Source organism: Trichocoleus desertorum AS-A10 (assembly GCF_039962155.1).
Taxonomy (GTDB): Bacteria; Cyanobacteriota; Cyanobacteriia; order FACHB-46; family FACHB-46; genus Trichocoleus.
This window is the reverse complement of record NZ_JAMPKN010000014.1, coordinates 43,257-64,943: the sequence shown is the minus strand read 5'-3', so window position 1 is coordinate 64,943 and position 21,687 is coordinate 43,257. Positions and strand designations below refer to the sequence as shown.

Here is a 21,687-nt window from a genome sequence, read left to right as displayed (position 1 = left end):
TCCGCTGAGTCAGCGTAGCAAGAACGAAATGCTCTGAAAAGAGCCGATGACAAAACCAAGAATGCCGCCTAAATTGACGATCGCTTGTAATTCGCTACGGACGATGCCTTGAATTGCCCCTTCTAAATCAGCCGCAGAAGTGGCTTTGACTCGATCGATAATTACCTGATCGATGTCTAAAATCGGAATTGCTTGCGCCACAATAGATTCCAAATCTCGCTCTAAATATCGTTCTAGAACCAAAGCGAGTTCCTGACTCACTGTTTCTAGGGAAGCATTAACCACAGCGGAATCGCGTAAGCGGCTGAGCACAATCGTCGCGATGTTTTCCCAGTCGATGGATTTGCTCAAGCCCTGCAAGACCTCAGCTCCCCGATTCTGCACATAAAGCCGCACGCTATCACGCATGGTTTTGCGTAGCTGCCGAACGGTAGAGACGGGCAAATTCTGTAAAGACAGATTTTGCAACCACTCCCGCAAGCGCTGTTTTACGGCTAAGGACAAAATCAGCTCGGCAATACGAGTGTTGCTAGCTTCCCGTTCATCCAGGCAGAAAGTGCGTAGACGCGTCAAAGAGTTACGCAGCCCGAAGAGATTGGCAACGACCCAATAAGTACCACTCGCTTTTTCCCGAAAGCCCTCATCAATAATTTGAATGTTGCGATCGGTCAAAAAATCGATTAGGGCCTGACGAACTACATCCGGTGGTAGCACGACTTGTAGCAGCCAGTCTGACAATTTGCTCGCTTGGTCTTCTGTCAGTTGAAACTCCAACAAAACCTGATCAAAAATCTGATTCAACTGAGTTTCTAAAAAATCTTCTCGCCGCGCTAGGACTTTGAGCAAGCGCGGCATCGACTGGCCCAACAAATCTCGTAGAATGCCACCTAAAATCTTGGCGGTTTTTTGCTCTTTATCTGCCTGAACTTGATCCAGCCCTAACTGTAGCAGCCATAGAATGGCCCCTTGAACTCGCTCTGTCTTCAGCAGGCGACGGGCTAGATTTTGCAATTCCTCTGGAGTCAACAAAGACCCCATGATGGTATCTGCAATTCGTTTCGCCAAACGTTCCTGATTTTTGGGAATCAAGCCAGGCGTAAATGGCAGTTGCTTCTTACCCAGATAATAGGGCCGATAGGGGCGAAACAGCATCTTGATGGCAATATCATTGGTGAAGTAGCCAATGATGCCACCGACGACAGGAGGACCAGCGAAAAGCCAGAGGTTAGACAGCTCCAAGGTACTTAGTCAGATCCTTTTGTCACAACTAATACTCCCATCGTACCCCCGGCGATTGGGTAGTGTGTGGCTTCAGAGAAACCAGCCTGACGAGCTAGATACATCTGCTCAGAGCCGATAGGGAACTTTTCTAGGCTAGGACTGAGGTAAGCATATTCTTCGCGCAGGCCAAATTGTTCTGCCAGGGGCACCACAATGGTATTCAGATACCAAGCTTGAAACGCTTGAAAATCTTGATTAGCAGGACGATGAAAGTCGAGAATCGCTGCTTTGGCCCTTGGTTTTAAGACACGATGTAATTCTTTTAAGCTACGGGGAATATCGGTCACGTTGCGCAACCCGTAACCCATTGTCGCTGCATCGAATTGAGCATCTGAGAACGGAAGATTTAGTGCGTCCGCCTCAACCCAATCGATGATGGCAGGACAAGAGCTAGCTTCTAGCCGTTGCTGAGCGATCGCTAACTGGGCTTTAGAAAAGTCTGCGCCAACCACTCGACCCGTCGGGCCAACTTGCCGAGCCAACCGCTGGGCTAAATCACCGCTGCCACAGCACAGATCTAAGCAAGTGTCTCCTGGTTGGCAATTGCTCCATTTGACCGCCATTTGTTTCCAAATTCGATGCTGCCCCAAGCTCAGCCAATCATTAAGTTGATCATAGATGGGAGCAATCCGGTCAAATAAAGCTTGAATCGGAGCGGCTTGAGCCGCATTCTGTAGCTCTACAGTGCGTTGAGCACTACGGCTGTCTTCTCCCAAAGAAGTTTTGCGATCGCAATCGGGTGTCATTACCAAACTTATAAAACCGCATCAAAATTAGGCCAGTTACACTAGCCTACTACTCTACCTTGGCATTGAAGACAAGCTTGGTAACTAAACATGCCGATGGGTACCCATGATTTGGAAGGTTTTAGGAAGTTTGGTGAGCGCGATCGCACCCACCCCTTGATCACCCAAACTATGGAAATGCATTTTTGGCCCAAATTAAACCCTAACCCTAGACCACAGGACGATAGTAGCGAGTGCAGGTTAAAGCCAGTGCCACTTGCTGAGCCGATAAGTGAATCAAGGTCAACTCGTCCTCCCGCAACTTGCAAGGCTTTTTCCATTGCAGCGAGAGTACTGCCAAGACTTCACCACGATAGGTAATAGGGACAATAAGATGCGCTTGCACTCCAGAAGTTTGATAGTGACCGACGCTAGCCAAAGCATCATCTGTGGGGATGTTGACCGCAACTTGCATTTGCTGATTGGCGATCGCTGCTTTCGCTAACGGATCTTGATCTAGCCAGTTTTCTAGACCGTCTGCTGTACTGTAAGTGCCCTGACCTGCCACTAAAGCGTTACCTTCTACCAATTGCAGAATGCAGCCATGCGCCAGAAAGTTTCTGCCAAAGGCGATCGCAATCGGTTCTAAGCAATCCTCTAAGCTGGAGGAGCTTTGGGCAACATGGACAATGGCGGAGAGTAGATTTGTCTGGGCCTGAGCTCGTCGTAGCTCCTCAGTCCGCTGCTTCAGCAGTTCGTAAGTTTCTGCGGCTCGTTGCACTACAGCCTTGAGTTCGTTAGGGTCCCAGGGTTTAGTGATGTACTTGTATACCTGTCCAGAGTTGATAGCCTCTACTAAGTCCTCAACATCTGTAAAACCTGTCAGGATGATCCGCATGGTGTTAGGAAATTGCGGGACGGTTTTACTGAGAAACTCCGTTCCCTTCATTTCTGGCATGCGTTGATCTGAAATAATCACCGCTACTTCACCTTCGGTGGCGAGCACGTCCAACGCCATGACGCCGCTCTCAGCTCGTAGGACTTGAAAATCACGCCGAAAGGTACGGTAGAGCAAATCCAGATTATCTGGTTCATCATCTACCACGAGCATTTTGGGCTTTTGAGGTTTTTCTAGGCTCATTAACTGACGACTAATATTATCAAGTTCGGGGATCGCAAGTTCTGGGATAGCGTTGTCCATAAGGATGTTAATAGATTTCTGCGGAAGATCTGGGTGAGCAACTCATCCACTTTATTCAAAGTTCCCAAAGACACTCGTGAGACTACAAACAAAGTTGTAAATGATAAATGCCAATATTATTTGACTATCAACTTAACTTTAGTTGTTTAAATTGGCCTCACGGCAGGTCAAAGGCTGGATAGATTGGACCCTGGATCGAACCAGATGCTAAGTCTATAAGTGAAGAGGTGAAGCCCTTCTAGTGTGGCCTCTAGTTCCGTATTTCTAACCTGATGCGGAAAAATTTCTAGTAAAGTTTAACTGCTTTCCTAGCCCAGGAAATTTGTATAATTTTGACTTTAAGTTTCGAATCTTATCGAGTTTTAAGCTTTCACCTGCTATCTCAGGATTGCTCAGAGCTGCGTGATCCCTAGCAACCCCAAGCATTTTATGAATTTCCCGTCGAAAGAGCGAGACACCAATATTCTTGTTATTAGGGACTTACAGTAGCGAAGGTTTGAGGAGCACGCTTCTGTAAGGTTTCTCGATGCAGCGGTAGGTTGATTTGGGTCATTTCTTCGGCTTGAATTTCCCAAATCGGCAGTTCGGAAAAAGTGTAGGTTACGTAAGGACGCTGGGCGAGCTGGCTCACGTAACCCATGTAGTCGCCCATCATCAGATAAACTCCCATGATTGCAGCGGCGGCTGTCGCAACTAAGCACCCTGCCAGCATCAAAGAAAATTCTTGATGCTCAATGGCTTCTTGCATCAAGCGTAAGGCCCAGGTCACGAGGGCAATAACGACCATCAAAATAGCGAGAACGATCAAAGGAGTAAACATTGGTTGTTTACGAAAGGCAATCTTTACGGATTGTAACAGAAATTAAGATAGCCTAACCGTTAAGCGCCGTCCGGGATCTAGACCGCTGTCTGTGATTTCAGTGCATTGCCTTTGTTATCAGTTTGTTATCAGTAGAGGCTGAGAGTAAAACTAGCCAAAGTTACAGCAACCTGACTGGCACCTGATGATCAGCAAGGTGATGTTTAATCTGGCTTACCGTTAACTGACCGTAGTGCAGCAGAGAAGCCAGCAGAGCTGCTTCGGCCTTGCCTTCAGTTAAAACCGTATGGATGTGCTCACAGTTTCCGGCACCGCCAGAGGCAATGACTGGAATCTGCACTTGCTCAGCGATGGTGCGGGTCAGCTCTACGTCGTAGCCTGCTTGGGTGCCATCCGCGTCCATGCTGGTAATCAGCAGTTCACCCGCTCCTCGTTGCTCGACTTCTTTGGCCCAGGCGATCGCATCGAGTCCTGTATTTTCTCGCCCACCTCGCACAAACACATCCCAACCAGGGTTGGTGAGATCTTGCCGCCGCCGAGCGTCAATGGCAATGACAATGCACTGTCTACCAAAGCGATCGCTGGCTCGATTGATTAAATCTGGGTCGCGTACCGCCGCAGAATTTAAACTGATTTTGTCAGCTCCCGCTCTTAACAAATTCTTAATTGTCTCTAAGTTTTGGATGCCTCCACCCACCGTCAAAGGAATGAACACTTGTTCGGCGGTACGGTGAACGACATCAAAAATGATGCCTCGGTCTTCGTGGGTTGCTGTAATATCCAAAAAGACCAGCTCATCAGCCCCAGTTGCGTTATAGGCTTGCGCCAACTCCACCGGATCGCCAGCGTCACGCAGATCTACGAAATTGACTCCTTTTACTACTCGTCCTGCTTTTACATCCAAGCAGGGCAAAATCCGCTTCGCTAACATCGCAGTTTCCTTGCACAGTATCAATATGGTGCCAGCAATGACGGTTGATTGTGCAACCTCTACCAGCCCATTTGACTTTACCGCAGGAGCAGAGGCCAGGGTTTTCGAGGGAACCAAATTTCTTGCCTCTGGGGATGCTGTTGCAATAGCAAGACGCTGATAGACTGTGAAATGGTTTGTAACAATTGAGTTCAACTGAGTTTAACAATGAAAGTCGGTCAAAAAGTACAGCTTCGCCGTTTGAGAGATCGGGTTCCGCCTGCGGTCATTAGTAAATTGGGCCAAACTGGCACCATTCGTGATTTCAGGATGGTGGATAGCAGCAGTGTGGGTGTGCTCGTAGAGTTTGATGATAAATTTGCGACTTGGTTTTTTGAGGATGAAATAGAAGTAAGCCAATAGGACGGTTGCTGAAGTGAGCCAATCTTGAAGCGCTCCGTTCTTACAGTGGTTGACGCTGAACCTACCGCTAAGCTGAGGACAGTCTTCAGTGCAGCCATTTAGCATAGAAGTCCTAGGCAGCAAATGAGTTGCGCGCTGTTGTTATAGGAAGCTTTTAATGTCCTTAATTTTGACGTTTTTGGGAAAAGGTGGCACAGGTCGGACAACGGTTGCGATCGCCACTGCCAAACGCTATGCCAGTGAAGGTAAGCGAGTCCTGCTCGTCGGTCAAGCGCCAGACCCAAACTTGGGTGGGTTGTTGGGAACTGTTTTGACGGCTGACCCTCAGGAAATTGCCTCTAACTTGCAGGCTGTGCAATTGCAAAGTGCTGCTTTGCTAGAACGCAGTTGGGAAGAAGTAAAGAAACTGGAAGCTCAGTATTTGCGGACTCCCATCTTAAAGGCTGTGTTTGGCCAAGAGTTGGGCGTGCTACCCGGTATGGATAGTGCTTTGGCCCTCAATGCTTTGCGCGAGTACAATGCCAGCGGTCAGTATGATGTCATTGTCTATGACGGTTCCGGCGACCAAAGTACGCTGCGGATGCTGGGTATGCCCGAAGTGTTGAGTTGGTATGTGCGCCGCTTTCGTAAGGTGTTTACCGATTCCGATTTAGGTAGAACTATTTTAGAATCTCCCTTTATTCAGCCTTTGGTTGGCACCGTGCTAAACGTCAGTTGGTCGCCAGATAATTGGGCTCAGCCTACCAACCAGGTGAGCAATATATTAGACGACGGGAGAGCCGCTGTTACTAATCCTCATCGTGTGGTAGCCTACCTAGTTACCACCGCTGACCCAGCAGCGATCGCAACGGCTCGTTATCTGTGGGGCAGTGCTCAGCAGATTGGTCTCACCGTAGGCGGGGTGATTCTGAATCAAGCAATGGTGAGTCAGGCTGTGGCTCAAACGGTCACGACTGAGTTTGATCCGCTCAAAATTAATGCTTTTCCGGTGCGAACAGGGGATGATTGGCAGCCTTTAATCGACGCGTTGCCTGACTTCAGCCAAGCCGATCAAGCGCCTAGAGCGATCGCAGTCAATGTGGCCGAGCGCAAAGTCGCTCTGTTCCTCCCAGGCTTTGACAAAAAGCAAGTTAAGCTGTCTCAAAATGGCCCTGAAATTACGATTGAAGCAGGGGACCAACGGCGTAACATTTCCTTGCCACCGGAATTAAGCGGTAAACCCGTGACAGGTGCCAAATTCCAAGATGGTTACTTAATCATCTCGTTTTAATCTATAAGATCTGTTGAGCACTAATTGCCTGGACTAGGCATGGAATCTAGAAACCCTATGTCTGACCCGACTCCCTTAACTCCAGACTCCAACGTTTCTCCAGCAGTTGAGGTGGCACAAGGCCAAAATACTGCCGCAGATCTAGAGGTGCAAGCCAATATTGCTGCACCTCTGAGCACAACTGCTCCAGAGGCTGCTAATCGGAGTGCCAAAGCTCGGCAACTTCTAGGTATGAAAGGAGCGGAAGCAGGAGAAACCTCGATTTGGAAGATTCGCCTGCAACTGATGAAGCCGATTACCTGGATTCCTCTAATCTGGGGAGTCGTTTGTGGTGCAGCTTCTGGCGGACGCTTCAGTTGGAGTCTAGAGAATGTCTTGATCTCAGCCGCTTGTATGTTGATGTCGGGACCCATGCTGACGGGCTACACCCAAACCATCAACGATTTTTATGATCGAGATCTAGATGCGATCAACGAACCCTACCGCCCCATTCCTTCGGGAGCCATTTCTCTACCTCAAGTCAAGGTCCAAATTTGGGCCTTGCTGCTGGGTGGGATTGGTATTGCCTACGCCCTAGATCAATGGGCAGGGCATACATTTCCCACACTGACGGCTTTAGCGGCGGGGGGTTCGTTGGTGTCTTATATCTACTCGGCTCCACCACTGAAGCTGAAACAGAATGGCTGGTTGGGTAACTACGCACTTGGGGCTAGCTATATTGCTTTGCCTTGGTGGGCAGGACATGCGCTGTTCGGGGATCTCAATCCCACAATTGTGGTTTTAACGTTGTTCTATAGCTTTGCGGGCTTAGGCATTGCGATCGTGAACGACTTCAAGAGTGTGGAGGGCGATCGCCAGCTAGGTTTAAAGTCGCTACCAGTCATGTTTGGTGTCACTACCGCCGCCTGGATCTGCGTACTGATGATTGATGTGTTTCAAACCGGGGTTGCAGCTTATCTAGTTAGTATTCATCAGAATTTGTATGCGGTCATTTTGTTACTGCTCGTAATTCCCCAAATCACGTTTCAGGATATGTACTTCCTGCGTGATCCCCTCAAGAATGATGTGAAGTACCAAGCGAGTGCTCAACCGTTTTTAGTGTTAGGCATGCTAGTCGCGGCTCTAGCACTAGGCCATGCGGGTGTTTAAGCCTGTTTTAGCTAATTTTTTGCCTAAAAAGGTTATGAACACTTGACTTTTAGACTGAGGTTACGATAGGACGATTTCGATCATTGGGGTGCATATTGGGATACCAAGCCCTAAAATTAAGAGCGAAGAGCGGCTTGGTGTGTGGTGGCGAGTGAGGAGCTACAGTGGCAAAGTTTATCTCAAGGCTCAGGGGTTTTTCGGCCAAGTTCAATAATGCTGAGTCAGCAGAACCTGGACCAATCGCCTCCAATGATCAATCGCAACCTAAAAAGCGGCGCAAGAAAGTGCCCAAATCACCAGGGAAGCGGCTAAAGTCGAACGTTAAGCAATTATCGACTCAAGCCGTTTCTCGCGTTGAAAGATCACGACTCGCTCCCATTCTGCGACCATTCCGAGGCCCAAAACCGCTTCACCAGAATCGCTTATTTTGGTTGGGACTCGGTTTGACTAGTGGTATCTGCGCTTTGGGAATTGGTTGGTGGTCTCTGGAGAGCACTTTACCGGATACCGGAAGTATCTTTACCTTTGTCCGAGACGGCACCCTCACGATTAAAGCCGCTGACGGAACTATCCTACAGCAGTCGGGGCCTGCTACAAGAGAAAAATTGACCATCCGTCAATTTCCCAAAAACACGGTCGAAGCTTTTATTGCAGCAGAAGATCGGCGTTTCTATAAGCACAAGGGCGTAGATTATCAAGGGATTGTCCGTGCAGCTCTCTCCAATGTTGTCTCAGGGGATTTGGTGCAAGGTGGCAGCACGATCACGCAACAGGTAGCCCGCATTGTATTTTTAAACCAAGAGCGTAGCATTACGCGCAAATTGAAAGAAGCCATGCTAGCTCGAGAGCTAGAGCGGCAGATGCCGAAAGAGCAAATTCTAGAGCGCTACTTGAATTTGGTTTATTTGGGTTCTGGGGCTTATGGTGTCGCTGATGCGGCTTGGGTTTACTTCAGTAAGCCAGTGGACAAGCTGACTTTGCCAGAAACCGCAATGATTGCTGGGTTGCCTCCTGCTCCTAGTGTTTACTCACCTTTGGTCAATCCTGACTCTGCCGTCAAGCGGCGCAACGTTGTGTTGCAGCGGATGTTTGATACTGGCTACATCAGCAAGGCTGAGATGGAAACGGCGATCGCGGCTCCTCTGCAACTCAAACCCAGCACTCCAAAGCGCTTGGTGATCGAAGCGCCCTATTTTACCTCCTACATCCAGCAGGAGCTACCCAAATATGTTTCTCCCGAAGCGCTGGAACTGGGTGGCTTAACGGTTGAAACTACCTTAAATCGCCAGTGGCAAAAGACCGCAGAAAAAGCAATTAAAGATGCCGTAGAGCTAGATGGCTCGGCGGAAGGTTTTAGCCAAGCCGCCTTAGTGTCGCTCGACCCCCGCAACGGTGAGGTAAAGGCGTTGGTAGGAGGTAATGGTTATGGCAAGAGCCAATTTAACCGAGCGACCCAAGCCCAACGGCAACCAGGGTCTACCTTCAAAACCTTGGTTTACACAAGTGCGATCGCGGCTGGGTTCTCGCCCACCGATGGGTATCTAGATGCTCAGTACACGGTTGATGGTTACAAGCCCCAGAACTACGGTAAGACCTATCGGGGATGGGTCTCGATGCGAGATGCCTTAACCTATTCTGTCAACGTGGTTGCGGTCAAGGTCTTGATTGACGTTGGCTTTGATCCGGTGGTCAAGATGGCGAAAGACATGGGCATTCGGTCTAAGTTAATGCCGACTTATTCCTTAGCCTTAGGAGCGTCGGAAGTTAACTTGCTAGAGCTGACTAGTGCTTATGGGACATTAGCCGCTCAAGGAAATGCAGTTACACCTCACGGCATTACTCGGATTCTCAATCGACAGGGACAAGTTCTTTACAGCGCCGACTTTAAACCCAAACGAGTGGTTGATAAAGGTACTGCCTCCATCCTCACTTGGATGCTAGAGGGTGTGGTGCAGTCTGGAACAGGTCGGCCAGCCCAGGTAGGGCGGCCTGTTGCTGGAAAAACAGGCACTTCTGAGGAAGCTCGTGACTTGTGGTTTATCGGCTATATTCCTCAGGTTGTGACTGGGGTGTGGTTGGGCAACGACAACAACGACCCTACTTGGGGAACGAGTGGTACGGCTGCTCACACTTGGCGTGAATTCATGACTAAAGTTGTGCAAGGCATGCCAGTCCAGAAGTTTCCCGAGTTACCAAGTTTTGAGGGGCGCAAAGGCAGCATCAAAGCTAAGCCTGTCACTCCTAAACGTGAGCTTTCAGGCAGTACTGCGCCTGAAACTGGGGGTGCGAATAGCGAGAGCTCTGGTGGTGGATACGATTCTGGAAGTAGCTACGATTCGGGTGGTGGCTATGATTCTGGCGGCGGCTATGACTCCGGCGGCTATGAAGATGCCGCTCCCAGTGAACCTGCACCTGAACCTGCAGCAGAAGAAGCGCCACCCAGCGACTATGCACCCGTGGAAGAAGCGCCTGCGGAAGAAGCACCCGTAGAAGAAGCGCCTGCAGAAGAAGCTCCCGTAGAGGAAGCGCCTGCGGAACCTGAACCGCCTGCTGATTCTGAGCCTGCGCCACCTGCATTCTGAAGAACTGTCTTAGGAAGGGGGATCGAATCCAACTCTGGGGAGAGCCAGCCTCTGAGCAAGCTCTGCTACTGTTGTTGTACTGTAAATTAGTATTTCAAATCGTAGAGAGGTTATTAAGATGTCTTTATTAATTGCGGCAGCGGCAACAGCAGAAGTTGCTACAAATACTCCTCATTTCCCCATCTCTGCCACCTTGGTTTATATCGTTGGGTTTATTGCAGCTGCGTCAATTGGTTCGGTCGCTTGGTACAACTCTAAGCGTCCTGTCGGCTGGGAAGATAAGGATCGCCCTGACATTGTGCCTGAAGTTGAGAAGGAAGAAACTCCTGGCATCGGTCAGCCTCGCTAAGCTTTTTAGAAAATCGATTGAAGTGGTCTCTGTTTGGGAACTCCAGTGCATTAGCTGGAGTTATTTTTTGTCGTCTAACCACTGAGCATAAAGCTTGCGAATTGCTCTCTTTACTCGCAACATTGCCATCCTTAAAGATGAGAGCCTCGATCGCCTGAATTAACTAGTGGCAGTCTGCCGAACTGCACGCTTAAGGCGAACCATGAAAAAGCCATCCATCTGTTGACGATGGGGCCAAACTTTCACCAGGCCTTGAGGGGTGGCAAAGGCCGCAGCCGGGGAGTTGGGTGCAGGTGGCTCGATCTGCCAATCGGGATGCTGAGCGAGAAAAGCCTCAATGACTTGCTCATTTTCTTGCGGATGCAGCGTACAGGTAGCGTAAACCAGCACGCCATCGCGTTTGAGCCAAGTGGCGGCTGCGACTAAGAGTTCCTGTTGCAGCGTTGCTAGCTCTTGCACACGATCGGGAGTTTGTCGCCAACGAGCATCGGCGTGACGGTTGAGTGTACCAAGGCCAGAACAAGGTGCGTCGAGGAGAACGCGATCGCCCTTGCCGACAAATTGCGGTTGGTTGCGGCTGTCTCCAATGCTGATCTTGGTGGAGTGGATGCCCAATCGTTCGGCGTTTTCCTTGAGTTTTTTCAGGCGAGATGCAGTGCGATCGCAAGCCCAAATGGTACCTTGGTTTTGCATCAGTTCTGCGAGATGTAGAGCTTTACCACCGGGAGCTGCACAAGCATCAATCACAAAGTCACCAGGTTGCGGGTCAACCAGATAGCTAACCAACTGGGCGCTGGCATCTTGCACCATCCACCAGCCTGACTGAAACCCTGGCAATTTCTGAATCGCACCCGCAGGCTCCAGTAATCGCAAGGCTTGAGGCAAATGGGGCAAACGTTGCACCACCACGCCTGCGGCTTGCATCGCTGTCTCCACTTCGTCGAAGGAAGTGCGGAGAGGATTGATTCGCAGGTCAATGTGGGGCGGGCGATTCATCCACTCGCACAATTGCTCGGTTTCGGCTAAATCCAGTTGGTCGAGCCAAACTTGAACGATCCAGTCAGGATAACTGTGCAGAGTGCCTAACCGCTGAACGGGATCAGACGGAAGTTGCAAGGGATCGCCAGCCGTCTCCACCAAGCGGATGTATTGGCGCATGAAGCCGTTGACAAACCCAGTCAACCCTGAAAAGCCATTTTGTTTGGCTAGCTCAACGGTGGTATTGACGGCGGCTGAAGCAGGAATTTGATTCAAGTAGCGCAGTTGGTACAAGCCCAAGTGCAGAATAGTTCGCAGATCAGGGGGTTGTTGGTGAGCTTTCTTTTTGCCCAACTGATCGATCAGCGCATCTAAAGTGCGTTGCCGTCTGACGCTGCCATACACTAGCTCAGTCATCAGCCGTCGATCTTGGCTACTGAGTTCAGCATCTTGCAGGACGCGATCGAGCGCCACATCTGCAAAGGCGTCCCGTTGGATCGATCGCAGAGCAAGGAAAGCAAGTTGGCGAGGGTTGGGCACGGGCAAAATTAGGCAGCAATGCGCTTGTCGTATTCCAGCTTGCCATAATCCAGCTTCACAATGCGGTCACCAAGGTGGAAATAGTGGTCGTCGTGGCTAATCACCAAGACAGCTTTGCCTCTCTGTTTCAGTTCTGGTAGCAATTGCGTGTAGAAAATTTCTTTGAAGATCGGGTCTTGGTCGGAAGCCCATTCATCAAATAGATAAATCGGGCGGTCTTCTAAATAAGCTGTGAGCAGCGCTAACCGTTTGCGTTGTCCCTGAGAAAGTGTCGTGGTCGATAAAGTGCCATCCTGAACGCGAACTTTGTGGTCGAGATGGAGTTGGCTCAGATACTCTTTGGCTTGTGGATCGAGATCGCTGCGATCGCCCAAACCCAACAAGCGATCGAATAGGTAAAAGTCAGCAAAAACCACCGAGAAGTGCTGCCGATACCATTCCCGATTCGCATCGGTAATCGGTTGACCATCAAGCTGTAACTCGCCTGCTTCAGGACTATAGAGTCCTGTAATTAGCTTGGCTAAAGTTGATTTACCGCTACCGTTACCCCCGACCAGAAACACTACTTCTCCCGGGTGAAAGCTTAAAGTTAGTGGCCCTAGCGTGAATCCGTCTTCTTCGCGCTCGCCTCGGTAAGCATGAGTTACATCTACGAGATCGAGTTGTTGCCAAGCTGGATTGGGTGGAGGAGGAGCGATCGCTGTTGTCTCAGTAGCGTGTTCTGCTAAAGCTAATCCCAAGGCTTGAATCGCGTCTAGGGCTACGGTGGCTCGACTCAAAACGGGAATCACCCCCAAGATTCCTTGGAAAGGCAGCATTAAATAGAGCGCAACGAGGGCATAACCAGACAAAATTTCGGGGCTGGTGCTGATAAAGCGGGGCAAGGCAAAGAGCAACAAACCGATGATTAAAAAGGTGGCGAGAAGTCCATAGCCTCCAGCGATCGCAAAGGTGGTCATGCCTGCGACGTTGTGGTCACGAGCAGCCGTGGCAGTTACATAAAGGTCTTCGGTCAGGAAGCTTTGTCGCCGCTGATAATGCAGCTTTAGCTCCTTAATGCCTGCAATGATTGCCTGGAAGTGATGTAATAGGTTGTCTTGTTCTTTTCGAGCTAGAGAGAGGGCTTTTCTAGCTCTACTAATAATTACTTGCAGGCTAGCAATCACGATTGCCAGCACTAGCATCATCAACCCAAATACAGACAATGAAAGCCACGCGAGGTAGGTGAGGCAACTGACCAGAATGGCAATATCAATGCAGAGTACTGGAAATGAGAAAAGGGCGTTGGCAACCGATTGAATGTCGTCTGTGAGGGTAGCCAGAAGCCGAGATGCGCCTAGTGCTTCTAGTTGGCGTAGGGGGGAAGCCAGTATTTGACGACTTAACAACAACCGCAACTCAAAAATTGAGCCTTGGGCCAGTCGAGCTAACAAAATCTGCGAGGCGATCGTGGTGAGCAACAGCACTAAGCCCAGACCCGCAAAGTTTCGCATCAAGGCGGCAGTAGGCGGATTCTGGCTGGTTAAGCTGGTGTTGGTCAGGGCAATGAGTCCGGTACTACTCGCACCGCCCAGCAGTCCAGTTAGCATCGCCAGTAGAACACTCACCCAAGAGGTTTTGAGCAGCAGATAAACCAAGTTCACAAGAGTTTAGCCTCACAACCCGATAGTTAAGCAAGGTCTCAAAACCAGAACTTCACATTCTAAGTCGGTATTTCCGCTTATAACCTAACAAAGAGAAAGCCATGCTTTTGAGGGCATGGCAACCGGGATGAACGTACAAGATTCAAAATTGGGGTTTTTCGGAATTTACAGTTGTTGCGGGTTCTGCTTACGCTTCCAAGCAGAACCCGCAACAAACGCTCCAACACCCAAAAGTCCTACGAGAGAAGCAGGTTCAGGAACCGATGCTGTATCCTTCTTTTCAAAGAAACTCACTTCATAGAAAGGCTCTTCACCGTCCTCAGCTAAGTAAGGAGCGAATGCAATTCCTGTTGCTCCATCTAAGGCATCTAAAGCCTTTGAAAGAGAACTGGAAGAAACTTGAAAGCTAGACAAAAAACTAGGAAAAAGAACCGCGACAAAGTTGCTATCTAGCGCATCCTGAATGGGACCGAGACTGAAGGCGATCGCATCTACAGTATCTGAACCCAGCAGATCGTTGCCAACATAGAAATCAACATCTTGAAATGTCAACGACTGGCCATATCCTGTGACTGTAGCCTGAGAAATGGCTTTGGCGTAGTAGCTGATGTCAAAACCAAGGACAGGGCTGGTTCCGGGTGTCGTGTCATCAATCGTAAAACTACCTGTGATTGGGAAACCTTCGTAACTACTTTCAAAACCAAATATCCGGGCAGCTTCAGCGGGGGTAGCATGAGCCGCGATCGCCAGCACCGAAGCACTAGCAGCCGCGATCGATAACTTCTGGATCGTTGTTGCCATAGTCATGGGTTGTATTTCCCTCAATAACAAAACTCGGCAATGGGTCCGTTGCGTGAAGATACGTAGAAACTGGGTTGAAAGAAGCGATCCAAACTCCAGCTTCCTCAACACAGAAACTATTTTGATTGCAATCAAATAGCTTGAAAAAATTTGATGGAAAGGGACTTTGGTAGAAGCAGCCCCAACATTTAAGTCTCGTAAGATCTTGTCATACGCCTCCATAAATCCATCCCCGTATTCGGACACTCTTCATTAAAAATTGATACTCACACGGCATTAGCTTCATGAAGTTGCTATCTAGGAGGCAGCACCACTTAAGTAGCAATGACCTTCTTTTCTAGAAGTAGACTGAAAAAAACTGCGGAGTACCGGAAATTGCCGCTTCAGTTCGAAGAAGTGTACTGAATGCTATATATTCTCTAGTCGCTGCTACTCACCCGTGACGGGAATGCCTTGGCTGTAAAGCAGTAGAACAAAATTGCCCCCGACAGAATTAGTAACAAAGCTTGCATGCTAGTCAATCGGATTGTCATCGGTTCAGCCGCTTTCGGCCTTAGCTTTGGCTTGAGTTTTCTCGCTGAGCGAAACTTGCAGCGATCGCTCCTCACCGGGTTGATTGCTCCCGGTGCCTATGCGGGTGCCGTTGCTATTGACGATCGCCAGAAGCAGCAAGCCCGATTAAAGGGACAGGCGATCGCGGGACAGTTGCAGGCTTACGAGCAACGGCAAGCCGAAATTCAGCAAGCTCTCCTGAGCGCAACCGCAGAAAAGCAACAAGCCGAAACCAGTTTGAGCTTTTTGCAAGCTGACCTTGAAAAGCTTCAAACTCGAATTGCTGAACAACAACAGCAAGATCGGGAACTAGGTCAAGCGATCGCTACTTTGGAAGGTCGCAAGCAACAACTGGAAGTTAACTTTCAACAGTGGCAAGAGCGGGTCCGAGGGTTGGCAGCGCAGGAAGGCGAAATCCAGCAAGCGATCGCCACTACGAACGAGGCGCGGCAAACTTTAGCGGTTGATGTGGGCCAGCTCCAGCAAGAACTGACGCAACTCAAGGCTCAAGCTGCTGAGTTTACGACTCAGAAACTCCAACTCCACAGTGATGTTGCTGCACTGCAAACGAGCAAGCAGCTATTAGCCGCAGAAACCCAAGATTTGCAAGCGCAAATTCAAGCGCTAGAGCGATCGCGACAAACTCTAAACCAGTCTCTGACGGACCTAGCAGCCATCGATATAGAGCCGTTGAAGGCGGAGATTCAAACCATCATTTCTGCTGTGGATGTGCAGCCATTAAAAACGGAAATCCAAGGATTAGTTTCGGCGATTGACACTGAGCCGCTAAGAGCCAAGATTCAAGAGCTAGCGGCAGCCATCAATGTGCCGTTGTTGAAAGCGGAGATTCAAGAATTAGTCACTGCGATCGATCTGCAACCGCTGAAGTCGGAGATTCAAGAATTAGTCACTGCGATCGATGTTCAAAAGTTGAGATCAAAGATTGAAGCATTAATTTCAACCATTGATGCACAGTCATTGAAGTCGGAAATCCAAACCATCATTTCCGCGATCGATGTAGAGCCGCTGAAATCGGAAATCCAGAAGATTGATTTACAACCGCTGAAGTCAGAAATTGCAGAATTAGTCACTGCGATCGATCTGCAACCACTAAAGTCAGAAATTCAATCACTAGTGACGGCGATCGATACACAGCCGTTAAGAGCGGAAGTTCCAAGCATTGATTTGCAACTGCTGAAATCGGAAATTGCAGAATTAGTTACAACGATCGATCTACAACCGCTGAAATCGGAAATTGCGGAGTTAGTTGCAGGGATTGATCTCCAACCCTTGAAGTCAGAAATTCAATCGTTATTTGCGGCGATCGCCACTCAAAGGCGCGAGCTAGAGACATCTCTGGAAACTCTGCTAGCACAGGTTTCGAGTCGAGAATCTCTTCCTGGCAGACTTATAACAGTCGAATCCGTACTTCCAGCGATCGCGCCGCCGTCTGAACTGCCTGTTCCTACATCTAATCCAGATGCAGATCAAAGACCTTTTTTACCTCCTGAGTGGCACGAGCTGATTAATCAACTTTCCGACTCTGAATATTGGGCATTAGAAGCGATTCTGCGACAAGACGCGGAAGAACTGCGACAGATTGCTGATGCGGTGCCCACCATGCCGCAAATGCTGGTGGATGCCATTAACGAGAAAGCGGATGCCATTATTGATGACCTGATTTTTGAGCCTGGAACCTCCTCGCTGATTCCACAAATTTATGAGGACTATGAGGAGTATTTGCAGCGAGCGATTGCGGTTGTGGGTCGGGAAAGTTTCCCGGTCACGACCATTGATGTTGAGGTGGCGGATGTGCCAGCAGCGATCGCGGCCCTACCCTCCAAACTGGGCACTTGGAAATGTCGGGTGATCTTTGAGAGTGGAGCCAACGCTTTAGTAGTCACCTCGAATAACCAAACCTTAATTAGTGGTGGTAGTGACAACAAGCTGCAAGTTTGGGCCTTGGAAGGTAAATGGGTGCAAACCCTCCCTCACCCAGAAAACTCTGGCTCGATTTATGCCCTAGCTCTACATCCCGGCGGCAAGCTGTTGTTTAGCAGTGGCAGCAGCAGCACGATTAAAGTCTGGAATCTCAAGGCAGGGAAATTATTACGAACCCTCACCGGACATACAACCGCCGTAAATGCGATCGCCGTCAACCCAGATGGACAGTTGCTCGCCAGTGGCAGTGCCGATCGCAGCATTAAGGTATGGGACATCAGAACTGGGAAGTTAATCCAAACCATCAACGGTTATGGCTTCATCACCTCAGTGGTTTTCAACCCTCGGCCTGACAAAGACATTCTGGCCAGTGGTGATCAAAATGGCACCATTCACCTCTGGAATTTAGACACCAAAACAAGTTTCAACTCGCTGCCTGCTCATGGCAGTAAAGTTTGCTCAATGGCATTTAGCCCCGATGGCAAAACCTTGGTTAGTGGTGGTGCAGACAGCACCATCAAGCTTTGGGATTTAAGGCCAGACGTTAGTTCTAGCCTCGCGTTGCATAAAGGTCAAGTATCGGCAGTTGCCATTAGCCCCAATGGTCAATTCTTAGCCAGTGGCGGTGAAGATGGCACACTGAAAGTTTGGAATTTAGAGTCGAGAGAATTACTAACCACTTTGAGCGACCATACGGCTAAGATTTGTGCGATCGCCTTTGCGCCAGATAGCAATACATTGGTTAGCAGTAGCGCCGACCAGACCATCCGAGTTTGGCGGTACAGTTAACAGACACTCGTACCAATCCACATCAGCCACTACAAGACCGAGCAAAGACACATGGCAAAGCAGAAACTGTCTAAGCGCGTATCCACAGCCTTGATCAATGCTTTGGGTGCGGGAGTTGTGCCCAGAATTGGTCTAGAGCAAATTGCCGTGGGTCGCGAAGTGGAAGCCAAAGCCCTAGTGCAAGACCTAGAAAATACCGCTGAAGGTGGCGCAGCCTTTCGGTTTGTCGTCGGTCGTTACGGCTCTGGTAAAAGCTTCATCCTGCAACTAATCCGCAATCAGGCGATGGAGCAAGGCTTTGTCGTCGCCGATGCTGATTTGTCTCCAGAACGCCGCTTAGCAGGAGCCAGTGGGCAAAGTATCGCCACTTATCGCGAGTTGATGCAAAACATTGCCACAAAAACGAATCCAGACGGCGGCGCGATCGCCCTAATTTTAGAACGCTGGATTAGCGGTGTCTTAACTCAAGTCGCTCAAGAAAGCGGCAAACGTCCCAAAGATGAAGGCTTTGATGACTTGGTAGAAGTAAAAATCCGGGAAGTGGCCCAGACCCTAGAAGGATTAGTTCACGGCTTCGACTTTGCCAGCGTGATCATCGCTTACTGGCGGGGCTACCGCACCGATGACGACCAGCTTAAAGATTCGGCTCTGCGTTGGCTGCGAGGAGAATTCTCGACCAAATCCGACGCGAAAGCAGCCTTGGGCGTGAAGGTGATCATTGATGATGAAACTTGGTACGACTACATCAAACTGTTTGCCAAATTTGTCTCTGGAATTGGTTACAAAGGCTTGCTGGTGCTGCTAGATGAGGCGGTCCATCTCTACAAAATCACCCACGCAGGTTCCCGCCAGAACAATTACGACAAGTTGTTGGCAATGTTTAATGACACCGTGCAAGGTCGAGTCGGACATCTCGACATCATCATCGGTGGCACCCCACAATTTCTCGAAGATTCCCGCCGAGGACTCTACAGCGACCCCGCTTGGCAACGCCGCACCGCTCAAAGCCGCTTTGCTCAACCAGGTCTGCAAGATACCTCTGGCCCCGTAATTCGCCTAGAACCCCTCACCCAAGCCGAAATTCTCCAATTGCTGCAACGCTTGGCAGAAGTCCATGCCGCTCACTACGCTTACCAAGCTTCCCTCAATAATCGCGACCTGCAAGCCTTCCTCAAAGAAATCACCAATCGTCTTGGTGCGGAAGCCCTACTTACCCCTGGCGAAATTGTCCGCGACTTCATCAGCGCCCTCAACCTACTCCACCAAAACCCCAAACTCTCCCTCACCCAACTACTCGGCGGCACCAATTTTCAACCTACCCGTTCAGGCAAAGACGCCAAAGTAGACGAAACCGGAGAATTTGCAGAATTTACACTGTAATTGCAGGAATAAAGATTAGTAGCGATCGCTTTCACTATTGATTAAAGTTCAGAGAAAACTCACTTAATCCAGAAAAACATTTCCCAGCCCTAAATTTGATAATCAAGTTAACTCAACTAATCTAAAGCCGCTATTAAGATTACCAAGGAGTACGTATCCTAGAAGTTTTGCGTACTTTTCTCAATACGCCCTTTTGAATGCCTGTAGTAACTTGCTTGACCTTTTTGATACCGTCGCTGGCAACCTTAATAGTAGACTTTGGAAGCTCTTCAACTTGTGAGCTTCTGGATCTACCTTTCTTACACCAATTTGCAAAGTGCTCACAATTATTAAAAATAAGATTGTAGTTTCGTTCGCCTAAGCGTCGTTTAGCTCTCTTTACAACTCTGGTTTGTGAAAATGATTTGCGATGGCGTTTTATATGAATTTTTTCTGTCTTGGCAAATTTAGACAATAAAGTTTTACCAATTCTTTTGGCATTTACGTAGTGAATAACTTCATTATCACCACAATAGATTCCATGATGAAAGCAGTGACCATAATCAGCATAGATATGATCACCCATTTTTAGACCAGTCCTACAATAAATAGCGAAGTCCTTGCTATTAATAAATTTATATTTAAGCTTTTCTTCTTTGAGTCTTGCTTCCGCTTTTTTAATTGTTTTTTCTCGATCAATACATCTGCAAGCATGTTTCCTGACTTTGGAATTTGCACCTTGAGTGAACTCTGCGAGACTCACTCGACAAAGTTGATCACTTTTTGAATCCTGATCTGTCCAGTAAACAACTAAATCTTCACCAACGTATATTCCATGCTGCTTGCAGGAACAACGATCAACATAGATATGATCGCCCTTTTTCACGGTATTAGTCTCTCTATTTATTTTTTATAGAGTTCCCATCTCATTGATAAGCTGATCATCATTACCACTACTGTTGAACTTGGAGAGAGCAATCACCTATCTTTTTTGGCTTCCTGCTAATGGTTGAATTGAGACAATAAGAGTTACAGAAAATTCTATTGCAGAGGTTTAGGAATTGGACGATCGCACAGTGAAGCTCACTTTTAGCAGTCACACAATACTTGCCCAAAGACATGTTCAATTTACGTAACTCTCTCTTCTCTTGTTTAGCGATCGCCACCCTCGCCGGAATTAGCCTCTCTGCCAACGGCCCTACAAATGCCCAATCTGCTGGAAATGCCGCAACAACAACCGTTGCTGCTACAACCAGCACCAAGCCAGTCAAAGTGTTTTTCCCCACCAGCCGCAGCCAACAAGATTTCTCTTACGTGGCTCCCGTAGTACGACGCACCCAAACTCAAGGGGTGGCTCAGTTTGCCATTGAGCAATTAATCGCAGGCCCAACCAGTCAAGAAAGACAACAAGGTTTTAGAGCCCCGATCAATTTTCAAGGTAGCTCTAACTGTGGTCGAGACTTTAAGCTTGCTGTGTCTACAGGCGTTGCCAAGTTACAGTTCTGCAAGCAAGTAGTATCCGGCGGCATTGGTGATGATGCACGGATTAAAAGCTCTATCAGTGCCACATTAAAGCAATTCTCTAGCATTAGTTCAGTGGTACTTCTCGATCGAAATGGCAACTGCTTGAATGACCAAAGCGGCGAAAATCGCTGCTTACGATAGAGCTACAAACTGTCATCACTTCAAGTTGAGTGATGAGTAAAGCGATCGCTTTTAACTTAATTGGTAAAGGGCGATCGCTTTAACAAAACAGAAATAGAAAACCAGATTCTTGTTATTCTAAAGTTTTCTATTTGTTTGCCCGACTTGAAATACTATACGGCGAACTTCTGCTTATACATTAATTTGGGGTGAGTATAGAAGTCACTTATCTATTTACTTCGCCTCAAAATAATATGAACTGAGTTTACTAAGTCTACCTCTCTGTTCTCTGCAAGGATTACCTATGAATATAACTTTTTCACGTCTAGAAATTCAGGAAGTTGCTAAGTACCATAGGTTACTTTTATGGTCTATTATGGCCGCTATAGCTGTTAACTTATCTCGTGTTTCTCTAGAAGAGCCATCCATAGGTTTGTTTGTATATGTGGCTGCATCAGTACTTCAGATATTTGCGTTGTACAAGCTTGGCAAGTCTCTCAAACTTTCCGTCACATCGATGGTATTACTTATGATTGGTCTACTCGTACCAGTTTTGGGCTTATTAATACTACTTTTCATGCACGATAAGGCAATGAAAGTGATGAAATCTGCTGGTGTAAAGGTAGGCTTTATGGGTGCCGATCCAAATTCTATCTAACAAGGCTAATAAGAGCGATCGCCCTACTCACTCTTAACTCGCTATTAAACGCTGAACTAAAACGGGCAATGT

General features: G+C 48.5%; 18 protein-coding genes. 9 read left to right on the top strand and 9 right to left on the bottom strand.

The features are described 5' to 3' along the window. Positions 1 to 9: 9 nt before the first annotated feature. The 5 genes from NDA01_RS18215 to hisF form a co-directional block, all read right to left on the bottom strand. On the bottom strand, positions 10 to 1,239 hold the full coding sequence (locus NDA01_RS18215; RefSeq protein ID WP_348229067.1) for a DUF445 domain-containing protein: 1,230 nt from the start codon (positions 1,237 to 1,239) through the stop codon (positions 10 to 12). A 5-nt stretch (positions 1,240 to 1,244) separates the two neighbouring features. Then, complete coding sequence (gene ubiE / locus NDA01_RS18210; protein ID WP_348229066.1) at positions 1,245 to 2,027, bottom strand: bifunctional demethylmenaquinone methyltransferase/2-methoxy-6-polyprenyl-1,4-benzoquinol methylase UbiE; 783 nt, start codon at positions 2,025 to 2,027, stop codon at positions 1,245 to 1,247. Between the two features lie 208 nt (positions 2,028 to 2,235). Then, entirely contained in the window at positions 2,236 to 3,207 is a 972-nt protein-coding gene (locus tag NDA01_RS18205) for a response regulator (RefSeq protein WP_190559766.1), read from the bottom strand. 472 nt (positions 3,208 to 3,679) lie between these two features. After that, complete coding sequence (locus NDA01_RS18200) at positions 3,680 to 4,027, bottom strand: hypothetical protein (RefSeq protein ID WP_348229065.1); 348 nt, start codon at positions 4,025 to 4,027, stop codon at positions 3,680 to 3,682. A 160-nt stretch (positions 4,028 to 4,187) separates the two neighbouring features. Continuing rightward, positions 4,188 to 4,958, bottom strand: a complete 771-nt coding sequence (gene hisF, locus NDA01_RS18195) for an imidazole glycerol phosphate synthase subunit HisF (RefSeq protein WP_348229064.1) — start codon at positions 4,956 to 4,958, stop codon at positions 4,188 to 4,190. A gap of 207 nt (positions 4,959 to 5,165) precedes the next feature. Here hisF and petP point away from each other — a divergent pair, with 207 nt between their 5' ends. From petP to psb35, 5 genes are all read left to right on the top strand, one after another. Further along, the gene (gene petP, locus NDA01_RS18190) at positions 5,166 to 5,360 is read left to right on the top strand and encodes a cytochrome b6f subunit PetP (RefSeq protein WP_190555147.1); all 195 of its coding nucleotides are present in this window, start codon (positions 5,166 to 5,168) and stop codon (positions 5,358 to 5,360) included. 157 nt (positions 5,361 to 5,517) lie between these two features. Beyond that, positions 5,518 to 6,630: a Get3/ArsA fold putative tail anchor-mediating ATPase NosAFP gene (locus NDA01_RS18185; protein ID WP_348229063.1), complete on the top strand. Its 1,113-nt coding sequence runs from the start codon at positions 5,518 to 5,520 to the stop codon at positions 6,628 to 6,630. A gap of 57 nt (positions 6,631 to 6,687) precedes the next feature. Continuing rightward, entirely contained in the window at positions 6,688 to 7,779 is a 1,092-nt protein-coding gene (gene chlG / locus NDA01_RS18180) for a chlorophyll synthase ChlG (RefSeq protein WP_348229062.1), read from the top strand. Between the two features lie 164 nt (positions 7,780 to 7,943). Then, positions 7,944 to 10,361 carry a transglycosylase domain-containing protein gene (locus NDA01_RS18175; RefSeq protein ID WP_348229061.1) on the top strand — a complete coding sequence of 806 codons (2,418 nt, stop codon included), beginning with the start codon at positions 7,944 to 7,946 and terminating at the stop codon, positions 10,359 to 10,361. A gap of 118 nt (positions 10,362 to 10,479) precedes the next feature. After that, a complete protein-coding gene (gene psb35, locus NDA01_RS18170; protein WP_190555143.1) occupies positions 10,480 to 10,710 on the top strand; it encodes a photosystem II assembly protein Psb35 in 231 nt (76 codons plus the stop codon). 159 nt (positions 10,711 to 10,869) lie between these two features. Here the strand turns inward: psb35 and NDA01_RS18165 are convergent, their stop codons facing one another. From NDA01_RS18165 to NDA01_RS18155, 3 genes are all read right to left on the bottom strand, one after another. Beyond that, positions 10,870 to 12,228, bottom strand: coding sequence for a 16S rRNA (cytosine(967)-C(5))-methyltransferase (locus NDA01_RS18165; protein ID WP_348229060.1), 1,359 nt, complete (start codon positions 12,226 to 12,228; stop codon positions 10,870 to 10,872). Between the two features lie 8 nt (positions 12,229 to 12,236). Continuing rightward, positions 12,237 to 13,871, bottom strand: a complete 1,635-nt coding sequence (locus NDA01_RS18160) for a cyclic peptide export ABC transporter (protein ID WP_348229059.1) — start codon at positions 13,869 to 13,871, stop codon at positions 12,237 to 12,239. 165 nt (positions 13,872 to 14,036) lie between these two features. Further along, positions 14,037 to 14,672 carry a PEP-CTERM sorting domain-containing protein gene (locus NDA01_RS18155; protein ID WP_348229058.1) on the bottom strand — a complete coding sequence of 212 codons (636 nt, stop codon included), beginning with the start codon at positions 14,670 to 14,672 and terminating at the stop codon, positions 14,037 to 14,039. A 510-nt stretch (positions 14,673 to 15,182) separates the two neighbouring features. Here NDA01_RS18155 and NDA01_RS18150 point away from each other — a divergent pair. Together NDA01_RS18150 and NDA01_RS18145 are read left to right on the top strand one after the other, a co-directional pair. Then, a complete protein-coding gene (locus NDA01_RS18150) occupies positions 15,183 to 17,954 on the top strand; it encodes a WD40 domain-containing protein (RefSeq protein ID WP_348229057.1) in 2,772 nt (923 codons plus the stop codon). A gap of 51 nt (positions 17,955 to 18,005) precedes the next feature. Then, positions 18,006 to 19,334: an ATP-binding protein gene (locus NDA01_RS18145; protein ID WP_348229056.1), complete on the top strand. Its 1,329-nt coding sequence runs from the start codon at positions 18,006 to 18,008 to the stop codon at positions 19,332 to 19,334. A gap of 139 nt (positions 19,335 to 19,473) precedes the next feature. Here the strand turns inward: NDA01_RS18145 and NDA01_RS18140 are convergent, their stop codons facing one another. Further along, positions 19,474 to 20,199 carry a lecithin retinol acyltransferase family protein gene (locus tag NDA01_RS18140; protein ID WP_348229055.1) on the bottom strand — a complete coding sequence of 242 codons (726 nt, stop codon included), beginning with the start codon at positions 20,197 to 20,199 and terminating at the stop codon, positions 19,474 to 19,476. A 233-nt stretch (positions 20,200 to 20,432) separates the two neighbouring features. On the opposite strand from NDA01_RS18140, the gene NDA01_RS18135 reads away from it, so the two are divergent. Continuing rightward, positions 20,433 to 20,978 carry a GerMN domain-containing protein gene (locus NDA01_RS18135; protein WP_348229054.1) on the top strand — a complete coding sequence of 182 codons (546 nt, stop codon included), beginning with the start codon at positions 20,433 to 20,435 and terminating at the stop codon, positions 20,976 to 20,978. Positions 20,979 to 21,261: 283 nt separating this feature from the next. Then, positions 21,262 to 21,615, top strand: coding sequence for a hypothetical protein (locus NDA01_RS18130; protein ID WP_348229053.1), 354 nt, complete (start codon positions 21,262 to 21,264; stop codon positions 21,613 to 21,615). Positions 21,616 to 21,687 lie beyond the last annotated feature (72 nt).

Bases quoted from the DNA above. Each gene is read 5' to 3' on its own strand.
- ubiE (WP_348229066.1), bottom strand. From the start codon at position 2,027: ATGACACCCGATTGCGATCGCAAAACTTCTTTGGGAGAAGACAGCCGT.
- NDA01_RS18205 (WP_190559766.1), bottom strand. From the start codon at position 3,207: ATGGACAACGCTATCCCAGAACTTGCGATCCCCGAACTTGATAATATT.
- NDA01_RS18200 (WP_348229065.1), bottom strand. From the start codon at position 4,027: ATGTTTACTCCTTTGATCGTTCTCGCTATTTTGATGGTCGTTATTGCC.
- hisF (WP_348229064.1), bottom strand. From the start codon at position 4,958: ATGTTAGCGAAGCGGATTTTGCCCTGCTTGGATGTAAAAGCAGGACGA.
- petP (WP_190555147.1), top strand. From the start codon at position 5,166: ATGAAAGTCGGTCAAAAAGTACAGCTTCGCCGTTTGAGAGATCGGGTT.
- NDA01_RS18185 (WP_348229063.1), top strand. From the start codon at position 5,518: ATGTCCTTAATTTTGACGTTTTTGGGAAAAGGTGGCACAGGTCGGACA.
- chlG (WP_348229062.1), top strand. From the start codon at position 6,688: ATGTCTGACCCGACTCCCTTAACTCCAGACTCCAACGTTTCTCCAGCA.
- psb35 (WP_190555143.1), top strand. From the start codon at position 10,480: ATGTCTTTATTAATTGCGGCAGCGGCAACAGCAGAAGTTGCTACAAAT.
- NDA01_RS18155 (WP_348229058.1), bottom strand. From the start codon at position 14,672: ATGGCAACAACGATCCAGAAGTTATCGATCGCGGCTGCTAGTGCTTCG.
- NDA01_RS18150 (WP_348229057.1), top strand. From the start codon at position 15,183: ATGCTAGTCAATCGGATTGTCATCGGTTCAGCCGCTTTCGGCCTTAGC.
- NDA01_RS18145 (WP_348229056.1), top strand. From the start codon at position 18,006: ATGGCAAAGCAGAAACTGTCTAAGCGCGTATCCACAGCCTTGATCAAT.
- NDA01_RS18135 (WP_348229054.1), top strand. From the start codon at position 20,433: ATGTTCAATTTACGTAACTCTCTCTTCTCTTGTTTAGCGATCGCCACC.
- NDA01_RS18130 (WP_348229053.1), top strand. From the start codon at position 21,262: ATGAATATAACTTTTTCACGTCTAGAAATTCAGGAAGTTGCTAAGTAC.